The organism is Streptomyces sp. NPDC091280, from assembly GCF_044768565.1.
Taxonomy (GTDB): Bacteria; Actinomycetota; Actinomycetes; order Streptomycetales; family Streptomycetaceae; genus Streptomyces.
Genome location: NZ_JBIVUZ010000023.1, coordinates 60,839 through 81,208, shown reverse-complemented (window position 1 = coordinate 81,208; position 20,370 = coordinate 60,839). Strand labels below are relative to the sequence as shown.

Sequence of the window (20,370 nt, the reverse complement as noted above, 5' to 3'; positions counted from 1 at the left end):
CACCCCCACCACGCGAGCGCCGTCACCGCCGCGAGCCCGGTGCTCGTTCGGCGATCAGCATGGTGACTCAGTCCACGAGCGCATGCTGCCGCGGGGTTGATGACCAACGAGGCCCCGAGCAACGTGATTGAGACGTCAGACATCTCAATCAACAACCCGGGACCTCGCTCGTTCCACTTCACAGCGCATCACCCAACGGGTGGCCAACTCGAAGAATCTCACTCAATTTCTCTTATTCGGATTGGCACCGGAAGAGCGTCGCATTCGATTCCGAATCCCACGCCACCAAGATTTCTCTCCTGCCGCTGTTTGGGCAGTAGCCTCGACGTGCGCAGCACGGTCGCGAGAACCGGCGACTCGAGTGGCTGCTGCCGAGATTCGCGGTAGCCAGTCGATACGGTCGTTGCGGACGTAGTAGTGCGACCTACATTGCTGTTGCCCGTTTCCGACAGACGGCCGCAGAGACACGGTGCCGTCGAAGGTCAGGGTCCAGTCGTGCGGCCCCAGGGGTGTGACGACCTTCGAACCACATCCGCACGCGCACAGGTGAACTGCGGTCTCGAACTGCATCGAGATATACAGGTGACCCGGCTCGGGTTCAGCCGGGATGTACTCAATGAACACCGGCATCAATGATCGAACTTTCACGCGGCGGCCTCCGCCCCGTCCCCAGCGTCAGCGCTACCCGAAACCGGCTCAGCCTCAGACCCGATTCCCTGGTCTTGGTTCATCGAGTTGTTGTAGCGGTTGTAGAGGCCGTTTGAGCCGACCGCATACACAGTGTGCAATTCATTCTCGGCGTCAGCATAGAACCCGAGGTACTTCTTATACCGGTAGACCGCCAAGGTTGCAGCGAAGGAGTTCAGCTCGGCGACCTGCAAGTTGGTATCGTACTCGGCGTCCTCCCCAGCGAAGTATGAGATGATCCCATCTCGCTCAATATGCTCCGAGCGCCCTGGAAGAGACGTGGTGACGCGGATCTGTCCGTCAACACGGTCTGCATTCTTGCCAACTCCGACACCGGTATCGATGAATGCGATTCCGTTGACGGTCAGCGTCTCGATGATGACCTTTTTATCCAGGCTTGTATCCATCGCAAGGAACACGAAGTCGGCGTCGAGAATTTCACCAACGTTTTCGGAGGTGACGTTCACAGGGTGCGCCGCGATGTGACGACGCATCCGTGAATACATTCGCTTGTAGTAGTCAACCTTCTTCAGGCCCTCCTTCAGGTCCGCAAGGCTTGCGGCACTGGGGGACCGGAAGGCGTTGTGCGTGCGAAAGACGTCCTTATCGTAAAGATGAAGTGCTTGCACCGGAGTCTTAGCGAGCAGATCGAGCAGGTATGCGCCAGTGCCTCCGAGACCCACGATCACAACCTTCTTCAGCGCGAGGCGCGCATTCATCTCAGTGATGCCAGCCCTGCTGGAGAACGTGTCGAGGTAGCGAAACACGCCATCACCCTCGTCGGTCTCGACGGGCTTGAACGTCAGTGGGGTTACCTCGGGGGCAACCGCCTGGGCCGGTCCAATAACCATCGCGACATAATGGGTGACCTTTTCGTAGTAATCCGGGTAGCCGCCCTCGGGTTTCTGAGAGAAGCCGCAGCTCGCGGTGAGCTCCGGGCTGGCGGACCACTTCTCAACGCTCTCGTTTACGAGCCCGTCAATGGGATTACCATCCTTGTCACGGGGCACGCCGCCAACGAAACACATCACGTGGCTACTCGGGGCCACAGCAGTGTCGCCGCTCAGATCCAGCGGGCAGAGGAAGGATCCCCACTGAACCTGAGCGGCGTCGTCCACGAACGGGATGTCGTCAATCACGAGGAAACTGTTGACGACGCGGACGGCATAGCCATCTTCCACCAGACGGGCCAGGTCGGCGCTGCTACGAACGAGTCGTGAGTCGGACATGGAACTCCGTGCCCTTCTTCTTGACCTTCACGGTCTCGCCGGCCACCAGAATGCCATCCCCGCCGTGGGGTGCGATGGCGTTCTTGTAGGTGACGGTGAACATCGCCTGGGGGTCGTGGCCCGGGAACGCGAGTTGCCCAAGTTCGCCATAGGTCACGGTGTCGTGGTCGAGGGTGACGGGTGTGCCATTGATGACGACTTCGAACCCTTCACCCTTCTTGTCGTGCCCCTGCTCGTAACCCGGTGCAGTCATGACAGTCCCCTTCCAAGCCGCCCTCCGCCGATCGGTGGGCTCGGATGCGAGTGTAGCACTAGCGCCATCACCCCATGGGTGAACAGGTTGGTACGATGCAACATGTCCACCGGATTGAGGTGCTGGCTGTAGAATCCGCGCGAAGTACGCAAGGGCGTCATCAGCCGATGGGTGATGGAGAACAGGCGCGTGGATCGGGAGTACATGGATGAGGAGCTCTATCGCCTCGCTACAGACCCCGGGTTCCGACCGCAAGGCTGGAGCGTGCGGGAGGTCTCGGACTTTCGCGTCCTCGTTCAGTGCGCACGTGCAGCTCGGCTCGACACCGACCTGCGGAACTCGCGCATGCTGCGCATCCACGCCTGTGACACCCATGACCTGAACAAGGCGCGGGCGAAGTTGAGTTCCGGCCGCGTCATCAACTTGACGTTCAAGAGCACAGAGAGCAACAGTGCCGTGATCTTCGAGCTATTGACTCCAGAGATGGAAGCCTCGCGATGAGCACCCCTCCACACGACCCGCTACCGATCGCCCAGGTGCCGGTCGGCGAACTCCTCGGGAGGGAGCTTGAGGCCAGGGACTGGTCTCAAGCTGACTTCGCTGCGGTCCTGGATCGCCCGACCCAGTTCGTCTCCGAGATTGTCACTGGCAAAAAGGAGATCACCAGGGAGTCAGCGGCGCAGATCGGCGCCGCGCTTGGTCATACAGCCGAGTACTGGCTGAACCTTCAGGACCAGTACCTACTCGCCGAGCACTCCAAGAACGAGGATACCCAGGTCAAGCTGGATGAGGTACGTCGACGTGCTCGCCTAAACGAAAAGGGTCCAATCCAGCTCTTGCAGAGGCGAGGATTCCTCGCCGGCTCCACCTTGGATTCCCTTGAGGCCGAGGTGAAGGAACTGTTCGAGCTGGATTCTCTTGATGACGAGCCCGGATTCGCAGCAGCCGCTAGGCGAGCCAATCGCAGCGAGGATATCAGCTTGCTGCAGCGAGCGTGGGTCGCGTGCATCAGAAGGGAAGCACGTAGGTTTCCGCCTCAGGAGCGATACTCCGCAAAACACCTGAGGACGCTTGCAGGTACCCTTTCGCGCACACTCAAGTCGGCCGCCCAATTCGAGGATCTGCCTAACCTGTTTCGGGCAGTTGGCGTGCGCCTGGTATATGTAGAATCGCTTCCGGGTGCCAAGATCGACGGGTGCTCGATGCTGGTCGACGGATATCCGGTAATTGGTTTGTCCGGCCGCGGAAAAAGACTCGATAAGGTTCTATTTACTCTTCTGCATGAAATTGCACACATCTTGCTTGACCATGTCGACGCTGAACACCTCATCGTCGAGGGGCTCGATGAGGTTCAAGGAAATGAAACGAAACGGGAGAGGGACGCAGACGCAGAGGCCGCGAAGTGGGTGTTCCCGCACGGGATTCCTGACGTCCCAGCTCGTATCGGCGCGCGTTGGGTCAATCAAATGGCCATGGAGCTTGACGTGGCACGCATCGTCATCGTCGGCCATCTTCAGCATGGCGGTCACCTCGACTGGCGGACGACACTGGCGAAGAACGCTCCTTCGGTAAGCGACGCCCTGGAGTCGTGGGAGTAGCCATCTAGTGGAGTTCTTCTCCATTCGAAGACCCCCTGCTCACCAAGGCTCCGGCCGGTAGTTCAGACTACCCTCCCCGAGCGACCACGAGAGTCGTGCATCTACACCTCACGGTCTTGAAGTCGGCCGAGCGTAGTGTCAGCACTTACTTTCATCCGCATACTGATTCGCTACGTGTTTCACGGTTGGCGCGCAGCGTCCGGGCACCCGGCAAAGTTCCCATCTCACCCGACGGCGTGTCGGGCGAGATGGCATGAACGCCTGGGAGAGGACGCCGTGTGCACAGCCGGAGCCCGAGTCTGGATAAGGGGTTCGACACTGCGAATGCGCTACTCCGTCGAGCCCGATGCCAGCCGTATGGTTCCTTCAACAACCATCACTGCTGGGCCGCTGAGGGCCATTGCGCCGTCGCTATGGACGACAACTTGCAGGCGTCTGCCTGGCGAGGTGATGCTGTAGGTTGTCGCGCCGGTGTGCTGCTGGAGTTGGCGAAATGTGGCGACAGCTGCGCATGCTCCGGTCCCGCAGGCACGGGTTCCCCGACGCCTCGTTCGTGTATCCGTATCGTCAGATGTTGCGGGGTCGTAGGCAGCGCAAACTCGACGGTGACGCCGTCCGGGTAGGCGTGGACGGGTGTCACGACGGGCGGAAACCTCAGGTCGCCCGGGTGGGCGAGGTCGTCGACGAAGGCCACGGCGTGGGGGTTTCCCATGTCGACGCCGAGAGCGGGCCATCTCCGACCTCCGGCGGTCACGGCTATTCCAGTGTCGTCGCGAGGTGGAGCCGGGTATCCCATGTCGACGGTGATGGCTCTGTTCCGTTCCAGGAAGAAGAATCGCTCCAGCTCCGGGCGGGTCGGCTCGTCGACGAACTTCCCGTACGCCTCGGCCTGTTCATCAGTCAGAAACTCCACGGGCACGGCCGGACCGTAGCCAATACCCAGGCCGAACCGACGGCCTTCCACGAAACCCCGGCGAACGCCCGGCGCGGTGCGCTAAACGACCATGATCGATCTCACCGCTAATGGCTGTACCGATGTTCCCCGAGGCCGGACTCGCAGACCTGCGAAATTACGGCGAGTTCTGAGAAGCCGCGGCACTATAAGGGTGGAGTCCCGGTTACCGAAACCGGGACTCCACCGCATCATTAGTAGTCCACCGCCACGACTTGCCCGTACATCGAAAGAGACACCCGACGACCACAGGTTCGTTCCCTGACACACTCACAGCCGGAGCGCGGGCGAGCAATCACGCTGCCGCGTAGCTCGCGCGGAACAGGTCCTGCGCTCGCTCCACATCCCTCGCCGTACGGAGCTGCACCTCCAGGTCACCCGTCCCGTGATGCCCAAGACCAGACACGTCCCGGGTGAAACCCGGAATGAGGTCCACGACTCGCGGATCGACCTTCAAGTAGACCAGGAGCTTGCTCCGCTGCGGCGGACACAGGCAAGCGAAGTTCCGCAGCCGCTGATACGCCCAGTACTGCTTACGGTCGACACGGTTCACGCCGTCTCCGAGCCCAAGCAGCGCCTCGTCGACCGCAGTCGCCAGCTCCACCATCGACTCGCCACGGGCCGCGGCCCTGGCGACCGTCGACCTACGCGCCCGGCGTGTCGCCTGCGCCCCGCCGCTCACTGGTGCTACGGTCTCGATCCCGAACAGGTTCCTGCCGAAGAGTCGGTAGCGGACCAGGTCAATCGACCTCCGGTGCTCGCGCACAGCGTGCACGTCGTAGCGCGTGAAGTCGCCAGCAACGCAGATCAGGCGCGGGCTGTTCCACAGGACCTGGGACGCGGCCGGCGCCCCGAGCCGGTCACGGACCAGGTGCTCGAACTCGGCGCGGTGATCCATCAGCCACGAGAGGTAGAACAGGCCCTGGTTGATGACGCCGGCATCGACGCCTCGCTTGTACTCGACGATGACCGGCGATCCGTTCTCGTCCAGCCCGAGCGAGTCGATCCGGCCTCCGTGGACCGGCCCGGTGCAGTACTCGGTCGCCAGAAAACGGACCCCGAGCACCGCCTCCATGTGCGCCTCGACGAGACCCTGCACCTCCGCCTCGACCTCAGCAAGACGCGGCGCAACCTCGGTCACACCGCTATCCGTCCTGTGGAACAGCTTCAGGCCCGACACCTTCCCCTCCTCAACTCAAAGATCGAGAACGTCGAGGAGGGACCGGATTGTTTCCGCGAGGGGCTTCGAGCGAGTGAAGATGGTATGAGAAGCCACGTCCGGGCAACCGGAGTACACCAGCGTCCCACAGGTCCCAGGGATCACTTGATCTCACATACGTCCCACAGGTACCTGGGGCGAGCGCCCAGAAGACTGCGTCCTCACAGGTCAGCCCCCCTAACTCAGTGGATAGAGCACGCGCCTTCTAAGCACCTCGTCTCCCAGCCGGTCAAAGCTGAGAAGGCTCAATGCCCTGAGCACCTCCCACGATTCGCCCTATGGTGCGTCGCTGGATTCGTGACCGCCGTCATCTCAGGGCCGTTCCAGCGACCAATACGTGTCCACTCATCGAGACCTCCCCATCTGACCAGCTGCCTCGCGACGACGTTCCGCTGGATCTCGTTCGCACCCTCCCCGACGATCGTCAACGGGGCGTCGCGGAAGTAACGTTCGACATCGAAATCGGTGGAGTAGCTGTAACCGCCTTGGATGCGTACGGCGTTAAGGGTGATCTGCACGGCGGTCCCGGAGGCAAAAAGTTTGGCCATGCCAGTCTCCATGTCGACCCGGCGCCCGACGTCGGCCTCGCGGGCTGCATACAGGGTGAGCTGGCGGGCGGCGCTCAGTGACGTCGCCATGTCCGCGAGGTAGTGACCGATGGACTGGTGCTGTCAGATCGGCTGCGTCCCTATGTCGAGAAGACAATCCGCTCTGCCGCACGATCGGGTGTGACCGATCGCGAGCACCGACCGAGACGAGACCATCTTCCTGATCGCTGCCCCCGATACTCCGAGGCCCCTTGTGAACTATGACGGAACCTGGGCTTAGCACCACATGAGCTTCGCGAAACTGACGGACGAACGGTGACGAACTCATCGTGACCGTGGACGTCCCCAAGCCACCACCGCGCACGTCGTCTTCCCCAACGGCACTGTCGAGACCTCGGGGCCGGGCACCTTCACCGCGACGCACCTCATCAGAAAGTGAGGCCGACGGGTCGGGACCATCCTGCGACAAAGATCACCGGACTCGGCCCAACCCGGCCGTGCTCATGGCACAGGAGGGGCGGTGGCATCGCGGCGCCACCGCCCCTCCTCGCTGCGCCTGGACCGTCGCAACGGTCGCAGGACCCGGGAATCAGTCCGGCAGGGCCTGTCCGCGGGTTTCCGGAGCAAGGCGTACAAGGCCCATACCGAGCACGAAGACGACCGCCGTGAGGCTGAGCGGGAGCGTGAGCGAGCCCGCAGCGTGGATACCGTATCCGATGAGGAAGGTGCCTGCGGCGGCGAACCACCGGGAGAAGGTGGTGGTGAATGCGAAGGCGGTGGCCCGCATCCGGGTGGGGTACTGCTCGGGCAGCCAGATAGTGAAGACCGCGAAACTCGCGCCGCCGAGTCCGAGTACGGGCAGGAACACGAAGGTCAGGCCGATGGATGACATCGGGTACGCCACCCCGTACGCGCCCACCGTTCCGACGATCATCAGCCCGAACAGGGTGGCCAGCGCACCGCGCCGGCCGAGGCGTCCGGCCAGGCGGGGCACCGCGAAACAGCCCAGGATGGTGAAGGCGGCGACCGTCATTGAGGAAAGGCTGGCCAGGTGGACGGCAGTGTCGTGGCTGTAACCGGCCTGTGCCGAAAGGTTGTTCATGGCCGTCGGGACGTATGTCGAGCCCGCCCACAGGCCGATGACGCACACGACCAGGAGCAGTAGATTGCCGACGGTACGGCCGCGGTACGGGGGCGTGAGGATCTCGACGACTGGCTGCCAGAACGACCGCCTGGCAGCGTCGGAGTTGTCCTTCCAACGATCGGGCTCGGGGGTGCTGCGGCGGATGAGGAAGACGGCGAGGGCGGGGAAGCCGCCGATGAAGAACATGCCGCGCCAGCCGAGTTCGGTTCCGAACAGAAGATAGACGGCAGAGACGGCGAGGACTCCGAAGTAGGCGGCCGAGTGCATCAGTCCGCCAAAGCGCTCACGCACCCGCTCGGGCATGACCTCGGAGAGCAGGGTGCCGGCCATGGCCCATTCGCCGCCCACGCCGATGGCGGCGAGGAAGCGGAAGGCGTTCCACTGCCACAGGTTGGTCGAGACGCCTGCCAGGGCGGTGAAGACGCCGTACATCAGGATCGAGGCCATCATGGCCGGCTTGCGGCCGAAGCGGTCGGCGATGGGACCCCAGATGAAGGAGCAGCCCCAGCCGAGCAGGAAGAGAGCGGCGCTGATCTGCCCGTACCAGCCGATGTTGTCGGGGGTGACCGCGACGCCGGCGCGGGGCAGCAGTTCGGTCATGGTGGGGGCCAGGACCAGTCCGAAGATGGTCCAGTTGAAGCCGTCCATGGCCCAGCCGCCGAACGAGCCCCAGAAGGCATGGCGTTGGGCCTTGGTGAGTCGTTCGGGGACGATGGCGGCGGATGTCGTCGTGGTGTGCTCGTTGATCGTCACGGGGACCTCGATTCGGCTCTGTTCGAAAGGTGACGATGTTGGGAGGCGAAGGGGGAGACTGAGCGGGGTGGCGGACCGGCGCGGATCAGCCGGCGTCGGCGACGCGGGCGAGGAAGGTGGCGAGTCCGGCTTGCATGCTGGCGTAGTCGGCGGCCGGTCCGGTGGGGGTCTTGCGCAGGTGGTCGCGGGCCGGTTCCAGGAGGAGGTCGACCGAGCGTTTCGCCGCGCGGACCGCCGCCGGAGAGTGGGCGATGATCGAGGTGACGAGCGCGGTGACGGTGTCGTCGAGCGCCGTCTCGGGCACGTGGGTGGTGGCCAGGCCAAGCCGTACCGCCTCGATGCCGTTGACCAGCCGTCCGGTGAACAGCAGGTCGCGGGCCGATGCGGGGCCGGTGAGCAAGGCGATGCGGGCGGCGAACGTCGGCGGTACGAGGATGCCCCAGCGGGCTATGGGCATGCCCAGTGTGGCGTCGTCGGCGACGACGCGCAGGTCGCAGGCGCAGGCGAGTTGGCAGCCGGCACCGGCCGCGGCGCCGCGGATGCGCGCGACGACGGGGACTGGGAGGCGTTCGATGGCGGTGAGCGCGCTCTCCATCGTGGCGAAACTGGCGTCGATGTCAGCGGGGTCGGCGGAGAGCCATTCGCGCATGTCGGAACCCGCGCTGAAAAAGCTGCGGCCCGCGCCGGCGAGTATGACTGCGCGGAGCGTAGGGTCGTCGGCCAGGTCCTCGAACAGGGTGGCGAGGGCGTGCCAGTCGCGGGTGGCGAGCGCATTGGCCCGGTGTCCCGTGCCGACCCGTACGGTGGCGAGGCCGCCGTCGCGCTGGAGCCTGACCGCGCCGGATCCGTCGGTCACCGTACGGCTCCCGTGGCCCGCAGTTCCTCGATCTCCCGGGCGCTATAACCGGTTTCGGCTAGTACGTCGTCCGTGTGCTGGCCGAGCAGGGGCGGGGCGGTGCGGATGTGGACAGGACTGGCGCTGAACTTGAGGGGCGATCCGATGGTGCGCAACTCCCCTGCCGTGGGATGGTCGAGGACAGACACCATCTCGCGGGCGACGGCCTGCGGGCTGGTCAGTGCCTGTTCGACCGTGCTGATCGGAGCGCAGGGCACTCCGGCAGTGTCCAGTGCCTCGGCCCACTCGGTGCTGGTGCGGCGGGCTAGCGCCGCCTCCAGGAGCGGGATGAGTTCCCGACGGTGGCGCACCCGGTCGGGGTTGGTGGCGAACCGGGGGTCGGCGGCGAGGGTGGGTTCGCCGAGCACCTCGGCGAAGGTCCGCCACAGCTTGTCGTTCCCGGCGGCAATCATCAGATGGCCGTCGGCGGTAGCCAGGGCCTGGTAGGGGACGATCGTCGGATGGGCCGAGCCGTGCGGGCCGGGGGTGTCGCCGGTGGTGAAGTAGCCGCCTGCCACGTAGGTGAGCCAGGCGAGCTGCCCGTCGAGCAGGGAGATGTCGACGTGCTGGCCGCGGCCGGTAGAGCGGCGCGCGTGCAGGGCGGCGAGGATGCCGATGGCGGCCCACATGCCGGCGCCGATGTCGGCGGTGGCGACGCCGGGGCGCATCGGAGGTCCGCCGGCTTCGCCGGTGATGCTCATCATGCCGCTCTGCGCCTGTGCGATGGCATCGTAGCCGGGCCGTTCGGCCCAGGGGCCGGTGTGGCCGTAGCCGGATATGGAGGCGTACACGAGACCCGGGTTGCGCGCCGACAGCTCCGGGTAGCCGAGGCCCAGGCGGGCGGCGGTACCGGGGCGGAAGTTCTCCACCAAGATGTCGGAGCGTTCGGCGAGCCGCAGCATGAACTCACGTCCGCGCTCGCTTTTGAGGTCGACGCTCACCCCGCGCTTGTTGCGGTTGGCGGACAGGAAGTAGGAGGCTTCGCCGCCCTGGAACGGCGGGCCCCACTGGCGGGTGTCGTCGCCGTCCTTGGTGTCCTCCACTTTGACGACGTCGGCGCCCAGGTCCGCCAGGACCATGGTCGCCAGCGGTCCGGAGAGGATGCGGGAGAGATCGAGGACTCGGATTCCGGCGAGGGCGCCTGGAACGGCGTACCCCGAACCCGGTACTGCGGTGGAAGTCATGCCTGATCGGTGCCTTTCTGACGCTGACGCGGCCCCGTGTGTCAAATTGGATGGACCACTGGACCACTGGACCGTGAGCTAGAGTGTTCGGCGAGTCCCAGCCGCTGTCAAGGGGCAGCGTCAAGGTCCGGGGGACCAACCGGGGAAAGGACCGCGCCGTGACGGAGTCGCTGCGCCCGCTGACACGACCCCGCCTGTACGAACAGGTGGTCGACCGACTGCGGGAGTACGTCCAGAAGGAGCACCTCCACGCGGGCGACCGGCTGCCTCCGGAACGCGACCTCGCGGACCGGCTCGGCGTCAGCCGCACCTCGGTACGCCAGGCGATCGTCGCCTTGGAGGTCCAGGGCCTCGTCGAGGTAAGGCACGGCGGCGGCACCTACCTGCTGCGCGACCGGCTGGACGCCGAACCGCTGGAGACGATGATCGACCGGCGCCGCCGACTCCCCGACGTCTTGGACGCCCGGGACGCCCTGGAGACCAAACTCGCTTTCCTCGCCGCGGCCCGCAGGACCGAACAGGATCTTCAGGAGATCGACGCCGCACTGACCGTCATGGCCGAGGCCATCGACCGCGGCGAACTGGGCGTCTCCGAGGACAAACGCTTCCACGCCGCGGTCACTGCGGCCGGCCACAGCCCGCTGCTCGCCGCGTTCATGGCTGAGATCTCCCTACCCATCGCCGAGAGCAGGGCGGAGTCACTGCGCCAGCCTGGCAGGCCGGCCAAGTCCCTGGAGCAGCACCGTGCCATCGCCGAGGCCGTTCGCGCGGGCGACTCCGAGGCCGCTGCCCAAGCCATGCACCACCACGTGGCGACCGTCGGGCACGTCAAACTGTTGGACTGGCAGGCCGAAGCGCTGGGCTGAACCGCCGAGAAGCAGGATCGCGCAACCGGCCCGGCAGCACACTCTCCACGCGGCCCCTTGCGACTGCGGCAATGCAGATCGTGTTCAGACTGGTACATGGGTTTCCGACGGACGAGCGCCGGAGCGCGCTGGCACCGGCCCGGACCGGGTCACGTTCCGACAGGCTGGAGTTCTCCTCCATCCTCCGCATCCACGAACACCTGCCGAGTAAAGAGCGCAGGCACATCGTGGACATCGGCCAGCCAGCGGAACCTGTCAAAGGGATCAAGGCAGGTGATCGTGTCTAACTTTGGGTCCGAAACACCGGCCCTGGCAGTCAGAGCCGGAGTTCCGCGAGCACTGAGTTGGTCGCGAGACGCGGGTGATCGCCACTGAGTTCACGCAGTACGGTCTGCCAGAAGACCGGCCAGGCGTCTTTAAGGTCAGCGAGCTCGCAGACCGTCTCGGCCGTCGCATAGGTGCAGGAGACGCACACCTTCCCGTCCTCCGGGAGGAACTCGATCAGGTCCGCGTTCTCGGTGAAGCCGATCGTCGAGGGCTCGCCCCAATCCAGGTGTTCGAGTACGCCCTTCATCGACCACAAGATGTCGAACACGGGAGTCCACGACCGCGGCGAGGCAACTCGGGCTCATCCATCGTGAACGAGAGGTCGGACAGGAAGTGGTACCAAGGCATGTCAGCACGCGTGACCACGGCGAGGTCCACTACTCCCTGGTGCCCCGACCGCGGTCCAGATATGGCCCAACTGACAAGCCGATCGGATCGTTCGCTGAGGGAACGCTGCTGGACGACATGGTGGAGTGCGCCTTGGAGGAACTGCGTGAACTCGCCGCCGACCCCGGGAACCTCAGCGAGACCAACATCGGTTACTTCGAAGCGCTGCTGAACTTCCTTATCGAAAACGATGCCCACCTGCTGCATGATGAGGAGTTCCTATCTCATTTAGCCCTCCTCCAGACTTCCGGAACAGATTTCAGGCGAGCCAGAGGTTCCCATAGCGGTAGTACGGCATGCCGCCGACCTCCGGCTCAGCACCGGAGACGCCTCGGGAGGCGTCGAGGATGTCGATGTACGCGGGGATGATGAAAGTTCCGCGCTCATACTGGATCCGCTGCATACGGTGGATGAGTTCGGTGCGTTTGGCGTCGTCGGTCTGGCGGATCGCCTGCTTGAAGAGACTGTCGTACTCGGCGTCGTGGAAATGGGTCGAGTTGGCGGTCGAGCCAGGGCCGTCGGTGTAGGTCGCGGAGATCAGAATGTTCCCGGTCGACGGAATGTTGGCCGCGAACGGGAAGTTGAGCCCCTGGCTGCCGAAGAAGGTGCCAGGGTCGACCTTGTCCACCTGGACTGTCACCCCGGCTCCCTTGGCCTGTTCGGCGAAGACCTCGGCGCCGCTGATCATGCCGGACAGCAGGTCGCTCGTGGTCAGCTGGACTACCAGGCCGTTGCCGTGTCCAGCCTGCCTGAGCAGTGACTTCGCCTTGTCCAGATCCTGGTGGCGCTGCGGCAGAGCGTGATCGAAGGCGGGGTCCTGCCAGGCGAACAGGTCGTTGGCGACGGTCGCGTAGCCGAGCACCGACGACTTGATCAGCGCGGGCCGGTCGACGATCAGTCGGAACGCCTCGCGGACCCGGTTGTCGTTGAAGGGTGCGATGTCGGCCCGCATGCCGAACGCCTCGATGGCCGCCTTGGACGATTTGACGATCCGTATCCCCGTCTGCCCGGACAGGGTCGCCGCCAGTGGATAGGGCACACCGTCGACGATGTCGATCTGGCCGGTCTTGAGCGCGTTCAGCCGCGAAGTGTCATCGGCGTAGTCGATGATGTGCAACTCGTCGACGTACGGATGCCCGGGGCGCCAGTAGTTCTCGAACCGGGTGAACACCGACTGCCGGCCGGGCTGGAAGCTCTTGTACTTGAACGGCCCGGTTCCCACCGGTCGGTGCGGGTCGAAGTCGACCGGGACCACGTAGACGAACGTCGACATCGCCTCGGGCAGCGGTACGAACCCGGAGGTCAGTCCGATACGGACGGTGCGGTCATCGAGCTTCCTCAGCTGTTTGGGGTCGATCATCGCGAGGCTCCCCGCATAGGGCGACGCGAGGGACGGGTCGAGTGTCCGTCTGATCGTGTGGATCAGGTCGTCGGCCGTCAGGGTCTTGCCGTTATGGAACTCCACGCCATTTCTGAGCCGGACCGTCCACACGTCGGCCGTCGCGTTGGAGCTGTACTCCTCGGCCAGCCACTTCTGGATCCGGTAGTCCGCGTCGGGGCTCCAGACGTTGTCGAAGAGCGCACCCGCCCGTGCGGTGTCCAGGGCGTTCATGCCCTTCGCGGGGTCGAGGGTGTCGCTGAAGCTGCCTCCGGTCATGCCGTGCCGGAGCACGCCACCGCGTTTCGGGGCGCCATAGTGCAACTGTTCCTTCCCGGCCCCCTGCTCGGGTTGGCCGGGCTGTGCTCCCCCACAGGCGGTCAGCGCCGCGCCGCCGAGCAGCGTGGCTCCGCCAAGGGTGCCGTACTTGAGCAGGTCACGGCGGCTCGGAAACGACCCGCCGGTAAGCACGTCGGTCATCTGGGCTCCTTCAACGAAGAACTTTCGACCGGGACGTCCGGACCACCACGGGCTATGTCCTGGATGTCAGCGAGCGAGAGAGAGTCGCGGATCAGCGTCAGGGTGTACGGGTCCGTGGCATGGTCGAGCACCCCGTGCACCGGACCGACCTCTGCCACCCTGCCGTTGTGCAGGACCGCGACCCGGTCGGCGAGCTGCCGGACGACGGCGAGGTTGTGCGTGACGAAGAGCATGGTCAACTGCTGTTCGGACTGCAGCCGTCCGAGCAATTCCAGGATCGAGGCCTGCACGGACACGTCCAACGCCGACGTGATCTCGTCGCAGATCATCAGTGTCGGACGGCACGCGACGGCGCGTGCGATCGCTGCTCGTTGCCGCTCGCCGCCGGAGAGGTCACGCGGCAACCGCTCGGCCAGACCGGGAGAGAGCGAGACCAGCGAGAGTGCCTCCCGCGCCTGCTCACGAGCCTCTTCGTCGGAGACGCCGAAGAAGTGCCGGACCGGGGCCATGATGCTGGCGATGACGGTACGCCGGGGGTTCAACGCCCGGTCCGGGCTCTGGAAGACGTACTGGATGGTGCGCTGGATCTCCGGGTCGCGCTCGTGCGCCTGCCTGGCCAGCTCCTTGCCCGCGTAACAGACCATGCCCGTCCACTGTCCGTTGAGCCCGACCAGGGAACGGGACAAGGTGCTCTTGCCCGAACCGGACTCACCGACCAGCGCCAAGCACTCGCCCTGCCGGACTTCGAGGTCGACGTCGAAGAGTGCCTGCACCGACCCGTAGTGCGCACTCAGGCCACGTACCTCCAGCAGTGCCGGGGACGCGTTGGCCGCCTTGGCATCCTCCACCGGGGACGAGTGGGCCAGCTGGGCGGCATGGGCTCCACGTACCGGTTCCACCGGTTCCCAGCAGGCGACCTGGTGGGCGGGGCCGATGGGGATCACCGGAGGCTGCTCGCCCGCGCAGCGTTCGGTGGCACGTCGGCAACGGGGCGAGAAGGGGCACCCCGCGGGCCGGTCCGCCGGGCTGGGCGCGGTACCGGGGAGTCTGCCCAGGGTCCGACGGCCCGCGACGTCGGGGACGGCGGAGAGCAGAGCGCCGGTGTAGGGATGCGCGGGCGCCTCGAAGACTGCCTGCCGGGTGCCGACCTCCGCGATCCGGCCGCCGTAGAGGACCAGCACCCTGTCCGCCAGGTGTCGTACGACGGCGAGGTCGTGCGTCACATGGACGGCCGCGACCTTCCGGGAGCGGCACTGTTCGCGCACGATCTCCAGGATGCGTGCCTGGGTGGTGACGTCGAGGCTGGTGGTCGGCTCGTCGAGCACGATGGCGGCGGGCCGCAGCAGGAAGGCCATCGCCAGCAGGACCCGTTGCAGCTGTCCGCCGGAGAGCTGGTGGGGGAACCGGGCCAGGAACCCTGCGTCGGACGGGAGCCGCACATCGGTGAGTGCCGATGCGACGGCCTCCGACCGCTGCTGCGCGGAGAGGCCGGCGGCGTGCTCACGCAGCACGTCGCGCAACTGCCACCCGATCCGTCTGCCCGGGCTCAGCGCCGAGGCGGGGTCCTGGGGCACGTAGGCGATGCGCGCCCCGCGCAACCTGCTGATCTCATCCGGTTTAAGCGCTAGCAGATCGACGCCGTCGAGCCGGACGCTGCCGCCCGCGATCCGCGCCCCGCGTCGGGCGTGGCCCAGCAGCGCCGTGCCGATGGTGGTCTTCCCGCAGCCCGACTCGCCGACCAGCGCCACGATCTCGCCGGGCCTGACGTCGAAGGAGACCCCCTGGACCACCGGCGTCCCGTCGGCGAGTTCCACGAGCAGGTCGCGTACTTCCAGTCCGTGGCTCATGAAGCGGTACTCCGTTCGATACCGGTGAAGCTCCGACCGACGCCTTCCGCGAGGGTGTTGGTCGCGACCGTGAAGAGGGTGATCATGACGATCGGGGCCATCACCGCGAGCGGCTGCACCGTCACCCCGGAGAAGCTCTCCGAGATCATCAACCCCCAGTCCGCGGCCGGTGGTTGGACACCGAACCCGAGGAAGCTGATGCCCGCGACCAGGCCGATCGACCAGGTCAGCAGGGCTCCCGCCTGGACCAGTACGGGGGTGAGGACGTTGGGCAGCACTTCCTGAAGGACGATCTCCCGCCGCGAGAACCCCATGGCACGCGCGCTCTCGACGTGCTCCCGGCCCACCACCTCGAGCGTCAGGCCCCGTACCAGCCGGACCACGACGGGCAGGAAGCTCAACGCGGTGATCATCACGATGATCCACGGGTCGCGTCCGAGGAGCACGATGAACATCAGCACCATCACGATGTCGGGCAGCGCGAGCAGCACGTCCATCGACCAGACGGTGGCCGCGTCGGTCCTGCGCCCCGTATAGCCCGCGATCATCCCGATGGTGACGCCGACCACGAGCGTGATCGCGGTGGCGGCGAAGGACATCCAGATCACCGACCGGCCGCCGCAGAGAATCCGGGACAGCACGTCCTCGCCGAGGAAGTCGCCGCCGAGCAGCATGTCCGGGCCCGGAGCCTGGAAGGGCACTCCGACGATCGCGCTGGGCGGGTGCGGTGCCAGCCAGGGGCCGCAGACACCGAGGAGCACCATGAGTGCCGTACCGATAGCACCGGACTTCGCGCCGCGGTCGGAGAAGTACCTGGCCACCCAGCGGTGCCTTCCGCGGCGCGTCACCGCGGCCCCGGTGTCGCTCGCGACGGACGTCATCGGGTGCCTCCAGCGGTGCGCAGTCGCGGGGTGAGGAGCACGGTGAGCACGTCGGCCGCGATGTTGGCGATCACCAGCCCGGCCGCGAAGATCATGCAGACGGCCTGGATGACGGGCAGGTCCCGGGTGGACTCGGCGCTCTGGAAGAGCGTCCCGAGGCCCGGGTAGTTGAAGATCACCTCAACGATCACGATGCCGCCGAGCAGATAGCTCAGGGTCAGGGCCGAGGACTGGATGGCTGGGACCAGCGCGTTGGGCAGAGCGTGCCGCCACACGACGTTCCGCTCGGAGATCCCGCGCAGCCGCGCCATGGCCACGTATTCGGAGTCCAGCTCCTCGATCATCGCCGCCCGCGAGAGCCGGATGGTGTAGGGAGCAGAGATCAGGGTCAGCGCCAGTGTGGGCAGCACGAGCTGCCGCACCTCGGTGAACGCCGACGCGCCGGGCGGGAGGATGGTGCTGGCGGGCAGAACCGTGAACACCGAGGTCGCGAAGAACAGCAGCACTCCGGTGGCGATCACGAAATCGGGCAGCGCCAGCAGGGTGAGTACGACCGGATTGGTCACCCGGTCGGTGAACCGGTCGTGATGCACGGCCAGCCAGGTTCCGATCACGATGGGGAGCGGGATGGCCACCGCCGCCGCGTACGTCATCAGGGCCAGCGAGTCCCGCAGCCGGTCCCCAACCACACTGCTCACCGGCCTGGCGGCGGCCAGCGAGCGCCCGAGGTCGCCGGTGAGAACGCCCCGCAGCCAGCGCCAGTACTGCTCCCACAACGGCCGGTCCAGCCCCAACTGCCGCCGAAGGTTCACGAGTTGCGCTGGTGTCGCCCGGCGTCCCAGGATCGCCTGTGCCGGGTCCGAGGGCAGCACCTGGGTGGCCAGGAAGACCAGCAGCGACACCACGAGCAGCACCACCACACCGCTCAGGACCCGCCGCAGCAGCCACCGGCCCAGCCCCGAGCCGCGCTCACGGCCCTCCCGGGCATCCTTCCCCGTCCCCGCCGTCCCGGTCCCCGCCATCAGCGTGCGCCGTCCAGGGGTGCCAGCGAGCCGTCGGGGCCGATCCGGCGGACAGTGGCGACGACGGCGGCAACGAGGCGATCGGCCTCGTCGTCGGTCAGGACCAGCGGCGGCACCAGGTTGACCGAGCCGTGGTAGCACATCGCCAGGACGCCGTAGTCGTCCCTGAGCACCGAGTCGATGGCCTCCTCGGCGATCGCCGGCTCCGCCCCGCTCACCAGGTCCGCCGTCAGGTGCACTCCGAGCATCATGCCGCAGCCGCTGACGTGGTCCACGACCGGTACCGACGCGAGTTCGGCGGCCAGTCGCTCCTTCATCCGGCGCCCGAGTTCCGCCGACCGCCGCACCAGCCCCTCGGCCTCGATCACGTCGAGGTTGGCGTTGGCGACCGCGCAGGCGACCGCGTGTCCCCCGTAGGAGCCGCCGCCCTCGGCTCCGGTGAGCGCCGTGGCCACCTCCGCGGAGAGCAGCAGGGCCCCGAGCGGCGCGTAACCGCTCGCGATGCCCTTCGCGACGACGATGATGTCCGGCTCGACTCCGTAAAGGTTGGCCGCGAACCAGTCGCCGCAGCGGCCGAAGGCCGTCACGACCTCGTCGAAGACCAGCAGAATGCCGTTGGCCCGCAGGACCTCGCTGACCCGCGGCCAGTAGTCCGCGGGCAGTTCGACCATGCCGGGACCGGCCATCACCGGCTCGGCGAAGAGCGCGGCGATGTTCTGGGCACCCAGTTCGTCGATGGTGCGCCGCAGCGCCTCGACGCAGTACTCGGTCGGGTCGGCACCCCCGAAACGGGCCGTGTTCTGCGGGAGGGGTGCGATCACCTGGCGGACCTGGGGCAGCATCGGGCCCAGACCCATGTCGGAGGTGAATCCCTGCAGGGCGGCCCCGGAGTAGCAGCGCCCGTGGAAACATCCCTCCAGGGACAGGATCCAGGTGCGATCCGGTTCGCCGCGCCGGGCGTGGTGGAGCCGGACGAACCGGAACGCGTCGTCGTCGGCCTCCGAGCCACAGTTGGCGAAGCGGACGCGTGCCATGTTCGGCGGGGCTTTCGCCAGCAGCCGTTCGGCGAGTTCGATGGCGGGTCGGCTGGTCAGGACACCGTCCGTCGAGATGTGGCCGAGCTGTTCGGCCTGCCTGCGCGCGGCCTGCGCGAGCTCCGCCCGGCCGTGCCCCACATGCGTCAGCCAGGCGGCGGACTCCGCGTCCAGGAAGGCGCGGCCGTCGCTGTCCCATACGGTGGCGCCCGCGCCGCGCACGATCACCGCGCGCTCGGTGGCGTCGGCGTCGAGCCACGGGTGCTGCACGACCGCGCGGTCGCGTTCGGCCCAGGTCCCGGTTGTGCTCACGATTCCCTCCTCAGGATCGATCCATCGGGCCGGACCCTGGCCAGGGCGCCCTGCAGGGCCGTGCCCAGGAGCTCGGCCTGCGCTTCGGTGAGGACCAGCGGCGGTGCGACGGTGACGGTGTTGGTGTGGACGCCGACGAGCACGCCGTAGTCCTGCCGGATCATCCGTTCGAGGGCCACCGGGTCCACCGGGCAGGGTTCGCGGGTCTCCTGGACCGCGACGAGCTCGACGGCGGCCAGCAGGCCGAGGCCGCGGACGTCACCGACGGCGTCGAGCCGCCGAAGCGGTGCGAGCGCCTTCGCCAGACGGTCCCCCACCACTGCGGCGTTGGCGACGAGCCCCTCCTTCTCGATCACGTCCAGGACCGCGGCCGCCACCGCACAGGCGGCGGCATGACCGCCGTAGGAGCCCCCGCTGTCGGCGCCGGCCAGTGCCTCGGCGGCGCGCTCGCTGTAGAGGAGGGCCGCGAGCGGCAGGTAGCCGCCGGCGATCCCGTTCGCGGTGATCATCAGATCGGGCGACAGGCCGTAGTGCTCCGCACCGAACCATGTGCCGGTGCGTCCGAACCCGGTGGTGATCTCGTCGAGCACCACCGGAATGTCGAACTCGGCGAGCAGTGCCGTCACCCCGGCCCACCAGCGCTGTGACAGCGGGACCACCAGGTCCCGTGCGCCCAGCAGGGGTTCGGCGAAGAAGGCGGCGACATGGTTCGGGCCGACCGTCTCGATGGTGGAGCGCAGCTCGCGCAGACAGTGCTCGACAGAGGTCCCGGCCGGATCCGACGGAAGGTCGCGCGGCGCGGGCACCTGGACGAAGCCGGGCAGTACGGGCCCGTACCCGGCACCCTCGCCCCAGCCGCGGAGCGCGGCCCCGGCCAGCGTCCGGCCGTGGTAGGAACCGGACACCGAGATGATCCAGTACCGCTCGGGGTGTCCGCGTCGGTGCTGGAACTCGCGGATCAGCCGGACCGCCTCGTCGCACGCCTCGGAACCGCTGCTGGCGTAACTCACCTTGCGGATCCCCTGCGGCGCGTGCGCCAGGATGCGCTCGGCCAGCATGATGGCCGGTGGGTTGGTGAGATTGCCGCCGGTGCCGAAGTGTTCCAGCGTCAGCATCTGCTCGGCCATGATCTCGGCGATCTCGGGCCGGCCGTGACCGATCTGGGTGAACCGGCCCCCGGCGTAGGCGTCCAGGTACTCCCGGCCGTCCATGTCGCGGACGCTGCTGCCGCGTCCCTCCACGATCACCAGGCGTTCGTCCACCTCGTCGCTGAGCGAGGGGTGCTGGATCACGGCACGGTCGCGCGCGGACCAGGCCGCGCCGCTGTCGAGGGAGGTCTTCCCAGTTGTGTCATGTGGTGGTTTAAGGATCGAG

At 66.6% G+C, this 20,370-nt stretch carries 18 protein-coding genes and 1 pseudogene; 3 read left to right on the top strand and 16 right to left on the bottom strand.

The annotated features are described in order from the left end of the window. Positions 1 to 222 precede the first annotated feature (222 nt). The 3 genes from ACIQPR_RS45940 to ACIQPR_RS45930 all read right to left on the bottom strand — a co-directional run bounded on the left by ACIQPR_RS45940 (position 223) and on the right by ACIQPR_RS45930 (position 2,169). Positions 223 to 570: a DUF6527 family protein gene (locus ACIQPR_RS45940; protein ID WP_403662830.1), complete on the bottom strand. Its 348-nt coding sequence runs from the start codon at positions 568 to 570 to the stop codon at positions 223 to 225. A gap of 74 nt (positions 571 to 644) precedes the next feature. Next, entirely contained in the window at positions 645 to 1,916 is a 1,272-nt protein-coding gene (locus tag ACIQPR_RS45935) for a ThiF family adenylyltransferase (RefSeq protein WP_403662656.1), read from the bottom strand. Next, positions 1,891 to 2,169, bottom strand: a complete 279-nt coding sequence (locus ACIQPR_RS45930; RefSeq protein ID WP_403662652.1) for a multiubiquitin domain-containing protein — start codon at positions 2,167 to 2,169, stop codon at positions 1,891 to 1,893. The genes ACIQPR_RS45935 and ACIQPR_RS45930 overlap by 26 nt, the downstream gene beginning before the upstream one ends. Positions 2,170 to 2,373: 204 nt before the next feature. On the opposite strand from ACIQPR_RS45930, the gene ACIQPR_RS45925 reads away from it, so the two are divergent. Both ACIQPR_RS45925 and ACIQPR_RS45920 read left to right on the top strand, forming a co-directional pair. Then, positions 2,374 to 2,670 carry a hypothetical protein gene (locus ACIQPR_RS45925; protein WP_403662649.1) on the top strand — a complete coding sequence of 99 codons (297 nt, stop codon included), beginning with the start codon at positions 2,374 to 2,376 and terminating at the stop codon, positions 2,668 to 2,670. Continuing rightward, a complete protein-coding gene (locus tag ACIQPR_RS45920; protein ID WP_403662646.1) occupies positions 2,667 to 3,767 on the top strand; it encodes a hypothetical protein in 1,101 nt (366 codons plus the stop codon). Before ACIQPR_RS45925 ends, ACIQPR_RS45920 begins: the two co-directional genes overlap by 4 nt. A 376-nt stretch (positions 3,768 to 4,143) precedes the next feature. Here ACIQPR_RS45920 and ACIQPR_RS45915 read toward each other — a convergent pair whose 3' ends face one another. From ACIQPR_RS45915 to ACIQPR_RS45890, 6 genes and pseudogenes are all read right to left on the bottom strand, one after another. Then, positions 4,144 to 4,686 (bottom strand): hypothetical protein, encoded by a 543-nt coding sequence (locus ACIQPR_RS45915; protein WP_403662643.1) that lies wholly within the window; start codon positions 4,684 to 4,686, stop codon positions 4,144 to 4,146. A gap of 328 nt (positions 4,687 to 5,014) precedes the next feature. Beyond that, positions 5,015 to 5,899 (bottom strand): DUF5655 domain-containing protein, encoded by an 885-nt coding sequence (locus ACIQPR_RS45910; RefSeq protein WP_403662640.1) that lies wholly within the window; start codon positions 5,897 to 5,899, stop codon positions 5,015 to 5,017. A 386-nt stretch (positions 5,900 to 6,285) separates the two neighbouring features. Further along, positions 6,286 to 6,609 (bottom strand): annotated as a pseudogene (locus ACIQPR_RS45905) (acyl-CoA dehydrogenase family protein); the annotation flags it as partial. A gap of 466 nt (positions 6,610 to 7,075) precedes the next feature. Further along, positions 7,076 to 8,383 (bottom strand): MFS transporter, encoded by a 1,308-nt coding sequence (locus ACIQPR_RS45900; RefSeq protein WP_403662638.1) that lies wholly within the window; start codon positions 8,381 to 8,383, stop codon positions 7,076 to 7,078. An 85-nt stretch (positions 8,384 to 8,468) separates the two neighbouring features. Then, positions 8,469 to 9,239 (bottom strand): enoyl-CoA hydratase/isomerase family protein, encoded by a 771-nt coding sequence (locus ACIQPR_RS45895; RefSeq protein WP_403662635.1) that lies wholly within the window; start codon positions 9,237 to 9,239, stop codon positions 8,469 to 8,471. Further along, positions 9,236 to 10,462 (bottom strand): CaiB/BaiF CoA transferase family protein, encoded by a 1,227-nt coding sequence (locus ACIQPR_RS45890; RefSeq protein WP_403662632.1) that lies wholly within the window; start codon positions 10,460 to 10,462, stop codon positions 9,236 to 9,238. The genes ACIQPR_RS45895 and ACIQPR_RS45890 overlap by 4 nt, the downstream gene beginning before the upstream one ends. A 158-nt stretch (positions 10,463 to 10,620) precedes the next feature. On the opposite strand from ACIQPR_RS45890, the gene ACIQPR_RS45885 reads away from it, so the two are divergent. Then, a complete protein-coding gene (locus tag ACIQPR_RS45885) occupies positions 10,621 to 11,328 on the top strand; it encodes a FadR/GntR family transcriptional regulator (protein WP_403662629.1) in 708 nt (235 codons plus the stop codon). Between the two features lie 316 nt (positions 11,329 to 11,644). Here the strand turns inward: ACIQPR_RS45885 and ACIQPR_RS45880 are convergent, their stop codons facing one another. The 7 genes from ACIQPR_RS45880 to ACIQPR_RS45850 form a co-directional block, all read right to left on the bottom strand. Next, positions 11,645 to 11,923, bottom strand: a complete 279-nt coding sequence (locus tag ACIQPR_RS45880; RefSeq protein ID WP_403662626.1) for a hypothetical protein — start codon at positions 11,921 to 11,923, stop codon at positions 11,645 to 11,647. 378 nt (positions 11,924 to 12,301) lie between these two features. Beyond that, positions 12,302 to 13,900: an ABC transporter substrate-binding protein gene (locus ACIQPR_RS45875; RefSeq protein WP_403662623.1), complete on the bottom strand. Its 1,599-nt coding sequence runs from the start codon at positions 13,898 to 13,900 to the stop codon at positions 12,302 to 12,304. Next, complete coding sequence (locus ACIQPR_RS45870) at positions 13,897 to 15,747, bottom strand: ABC transporter ATP-binding protein (RefSeq protein WP_403662620.1); 1,851 nt, start codon at positions 15,745 to 15,747, stop codon at positions 13,897 to 13,899. Before ACIQPR_RS45870 ends, ACIQPR_RS45875 begins: the two co-directional genes overlap by 4 nt. Further along, a complete protein-coding gene (locus ACIQPR_RS45865; RefSeq protein WP_403662617.1) occupies positions 15,744 to 16,628 on the bottom strand; it encodes an ABC transporter permease in 885 nt (294 codons plus the stop codon). Before ACIQPR_RS45865 ends, ACIQPR_RS45870 begins: the two co-directional genes overlap by 4 nt. After that, positions 16,625 to 17,650: an ABC transporter permease gene (locus tag ACIQPR_RS45860; RefSeq protein ID WP_403662614.1), complete on the bottom strand. Its 1,026-nt coding sequence runs from the start codon at positions 17,648 to 17,650 to the stop codon at positions 16,625 to 16,627. Before ACIQPR_RS45860 ends, ACIQPR_RS45865 begins: the two co-directional genes overlap by 4 nt. Next, positions 17,650 to 18,996 carry an aspartate aminotransferase family protein gene (locus ACIQPR_RS45855; RefSeq protein WP_403662611.1) on the bottom strand — a complete coding sequence of 449 codons (1,347 nt, stop codon included), beginning with the start codon at positions 18,994 to 18,996 and terminating at the stop codon, positions 17,650 to 17,652. Before ACIQPR_RS45855 ends, ACIQPR_RS45860 begins: the two co-directional genes overlap by 1 nt. Then, positions 18,993 to 20,288 (bottom strand): aspartate aminotransferase family protein, encoded by a 1,296-nt coding sequence (locus tag ACIQPR_RS45850; RefSeq protein ID WP_403662608.1) that lies wholly within the window; start codon positions 20,286 to 20,288, stop codon positions 18,993 to 18,995. The genes ACIQPR_RS45855 and ACIQPR_RS45850 overlap by 4 nt, the downstream gene beginning before the upstream one ends. Positions 20,289 to 20,370: the final 82 nt, after the last annotated feature.

Excerpts from the sequence above, each read along its gene's own strand:
- ACIQPR_RS45940 (WP_403662830.1), bottom strand. The coding sequence starts at position 570 with ATGCAGTTCGAGACCGCAGTTCACCTGTGCGCGTGCGGATGTGGTTCG.
- ACIQPR_RS45935 (WP_403662656.1), bottom strand. The coding sequence starts at position 1,916 with ATGTCCGACTCACGACTCGTTCGTAGCAGCGCCGACCTGGCCCGTCTG.
- ACIQPR_RS45930 (WP_403662652.1), bottom strand. The coding sequence starts at position 2,169 with ATGACTGCACCGGGTTACGAGCAGGGGCACGACAAGAAGGGTGAAGGG.
- ACIQPR_RS45925 (WP_403662649.1), top strand. The coding sequence starts at position 2,374 with ATGGATGAGGAGCTCTATCGCCTCGCTACAGACCCCGGGTTCCGACCG.
- ACIQPR_RS45920 (WP_403662646.1), top strand. The coding sequence starts at position 2,667 with ATGAGCACCCCTCCACACGACCCGCTACCGATCGCCCAGGTGCCGGTC.
- ACIQPR_RS45890 (WP_403662632.1), bottom strand. The coding sequence starts at position 10,462 with ATGACTTCCACCGCAGTACCGGGTTCGGGGTACGCCGTTCCAGGCGCC.
- ACIQPR_RS45875 (WP_403662623.1), bottom strand. The coding sequence starts at position 13,900 with ATGACCGACGTGCTTACCGGCGGGTCGTTTCCGAGCCGCCGTGACCTG.
- ACIQPR_RS45870 (WP_403662620.1), bottom strand. The coding sequence starts at position 15,747 with ATGAGCCACGGACTGGAAGTACGCGACCTGCTCGTGGAACTCGCCGAC.
- ACIQPR_RS45865 (WP_403662617.1), bottom strand. The coding sequence starts at position 16,628 with ATGACGTCCGTCGCGAGCGACACCGGGGCCGCGGTGACGCGCCGCGGA.
- ACIQPR_RS45860 (WP_403662614.1), bottom strand. The coding sequence starts at position 17,650 with ATGGCGGGGACCGGGACGGCGGGGACGGGGAAGGATGCCCGGGAGGGC.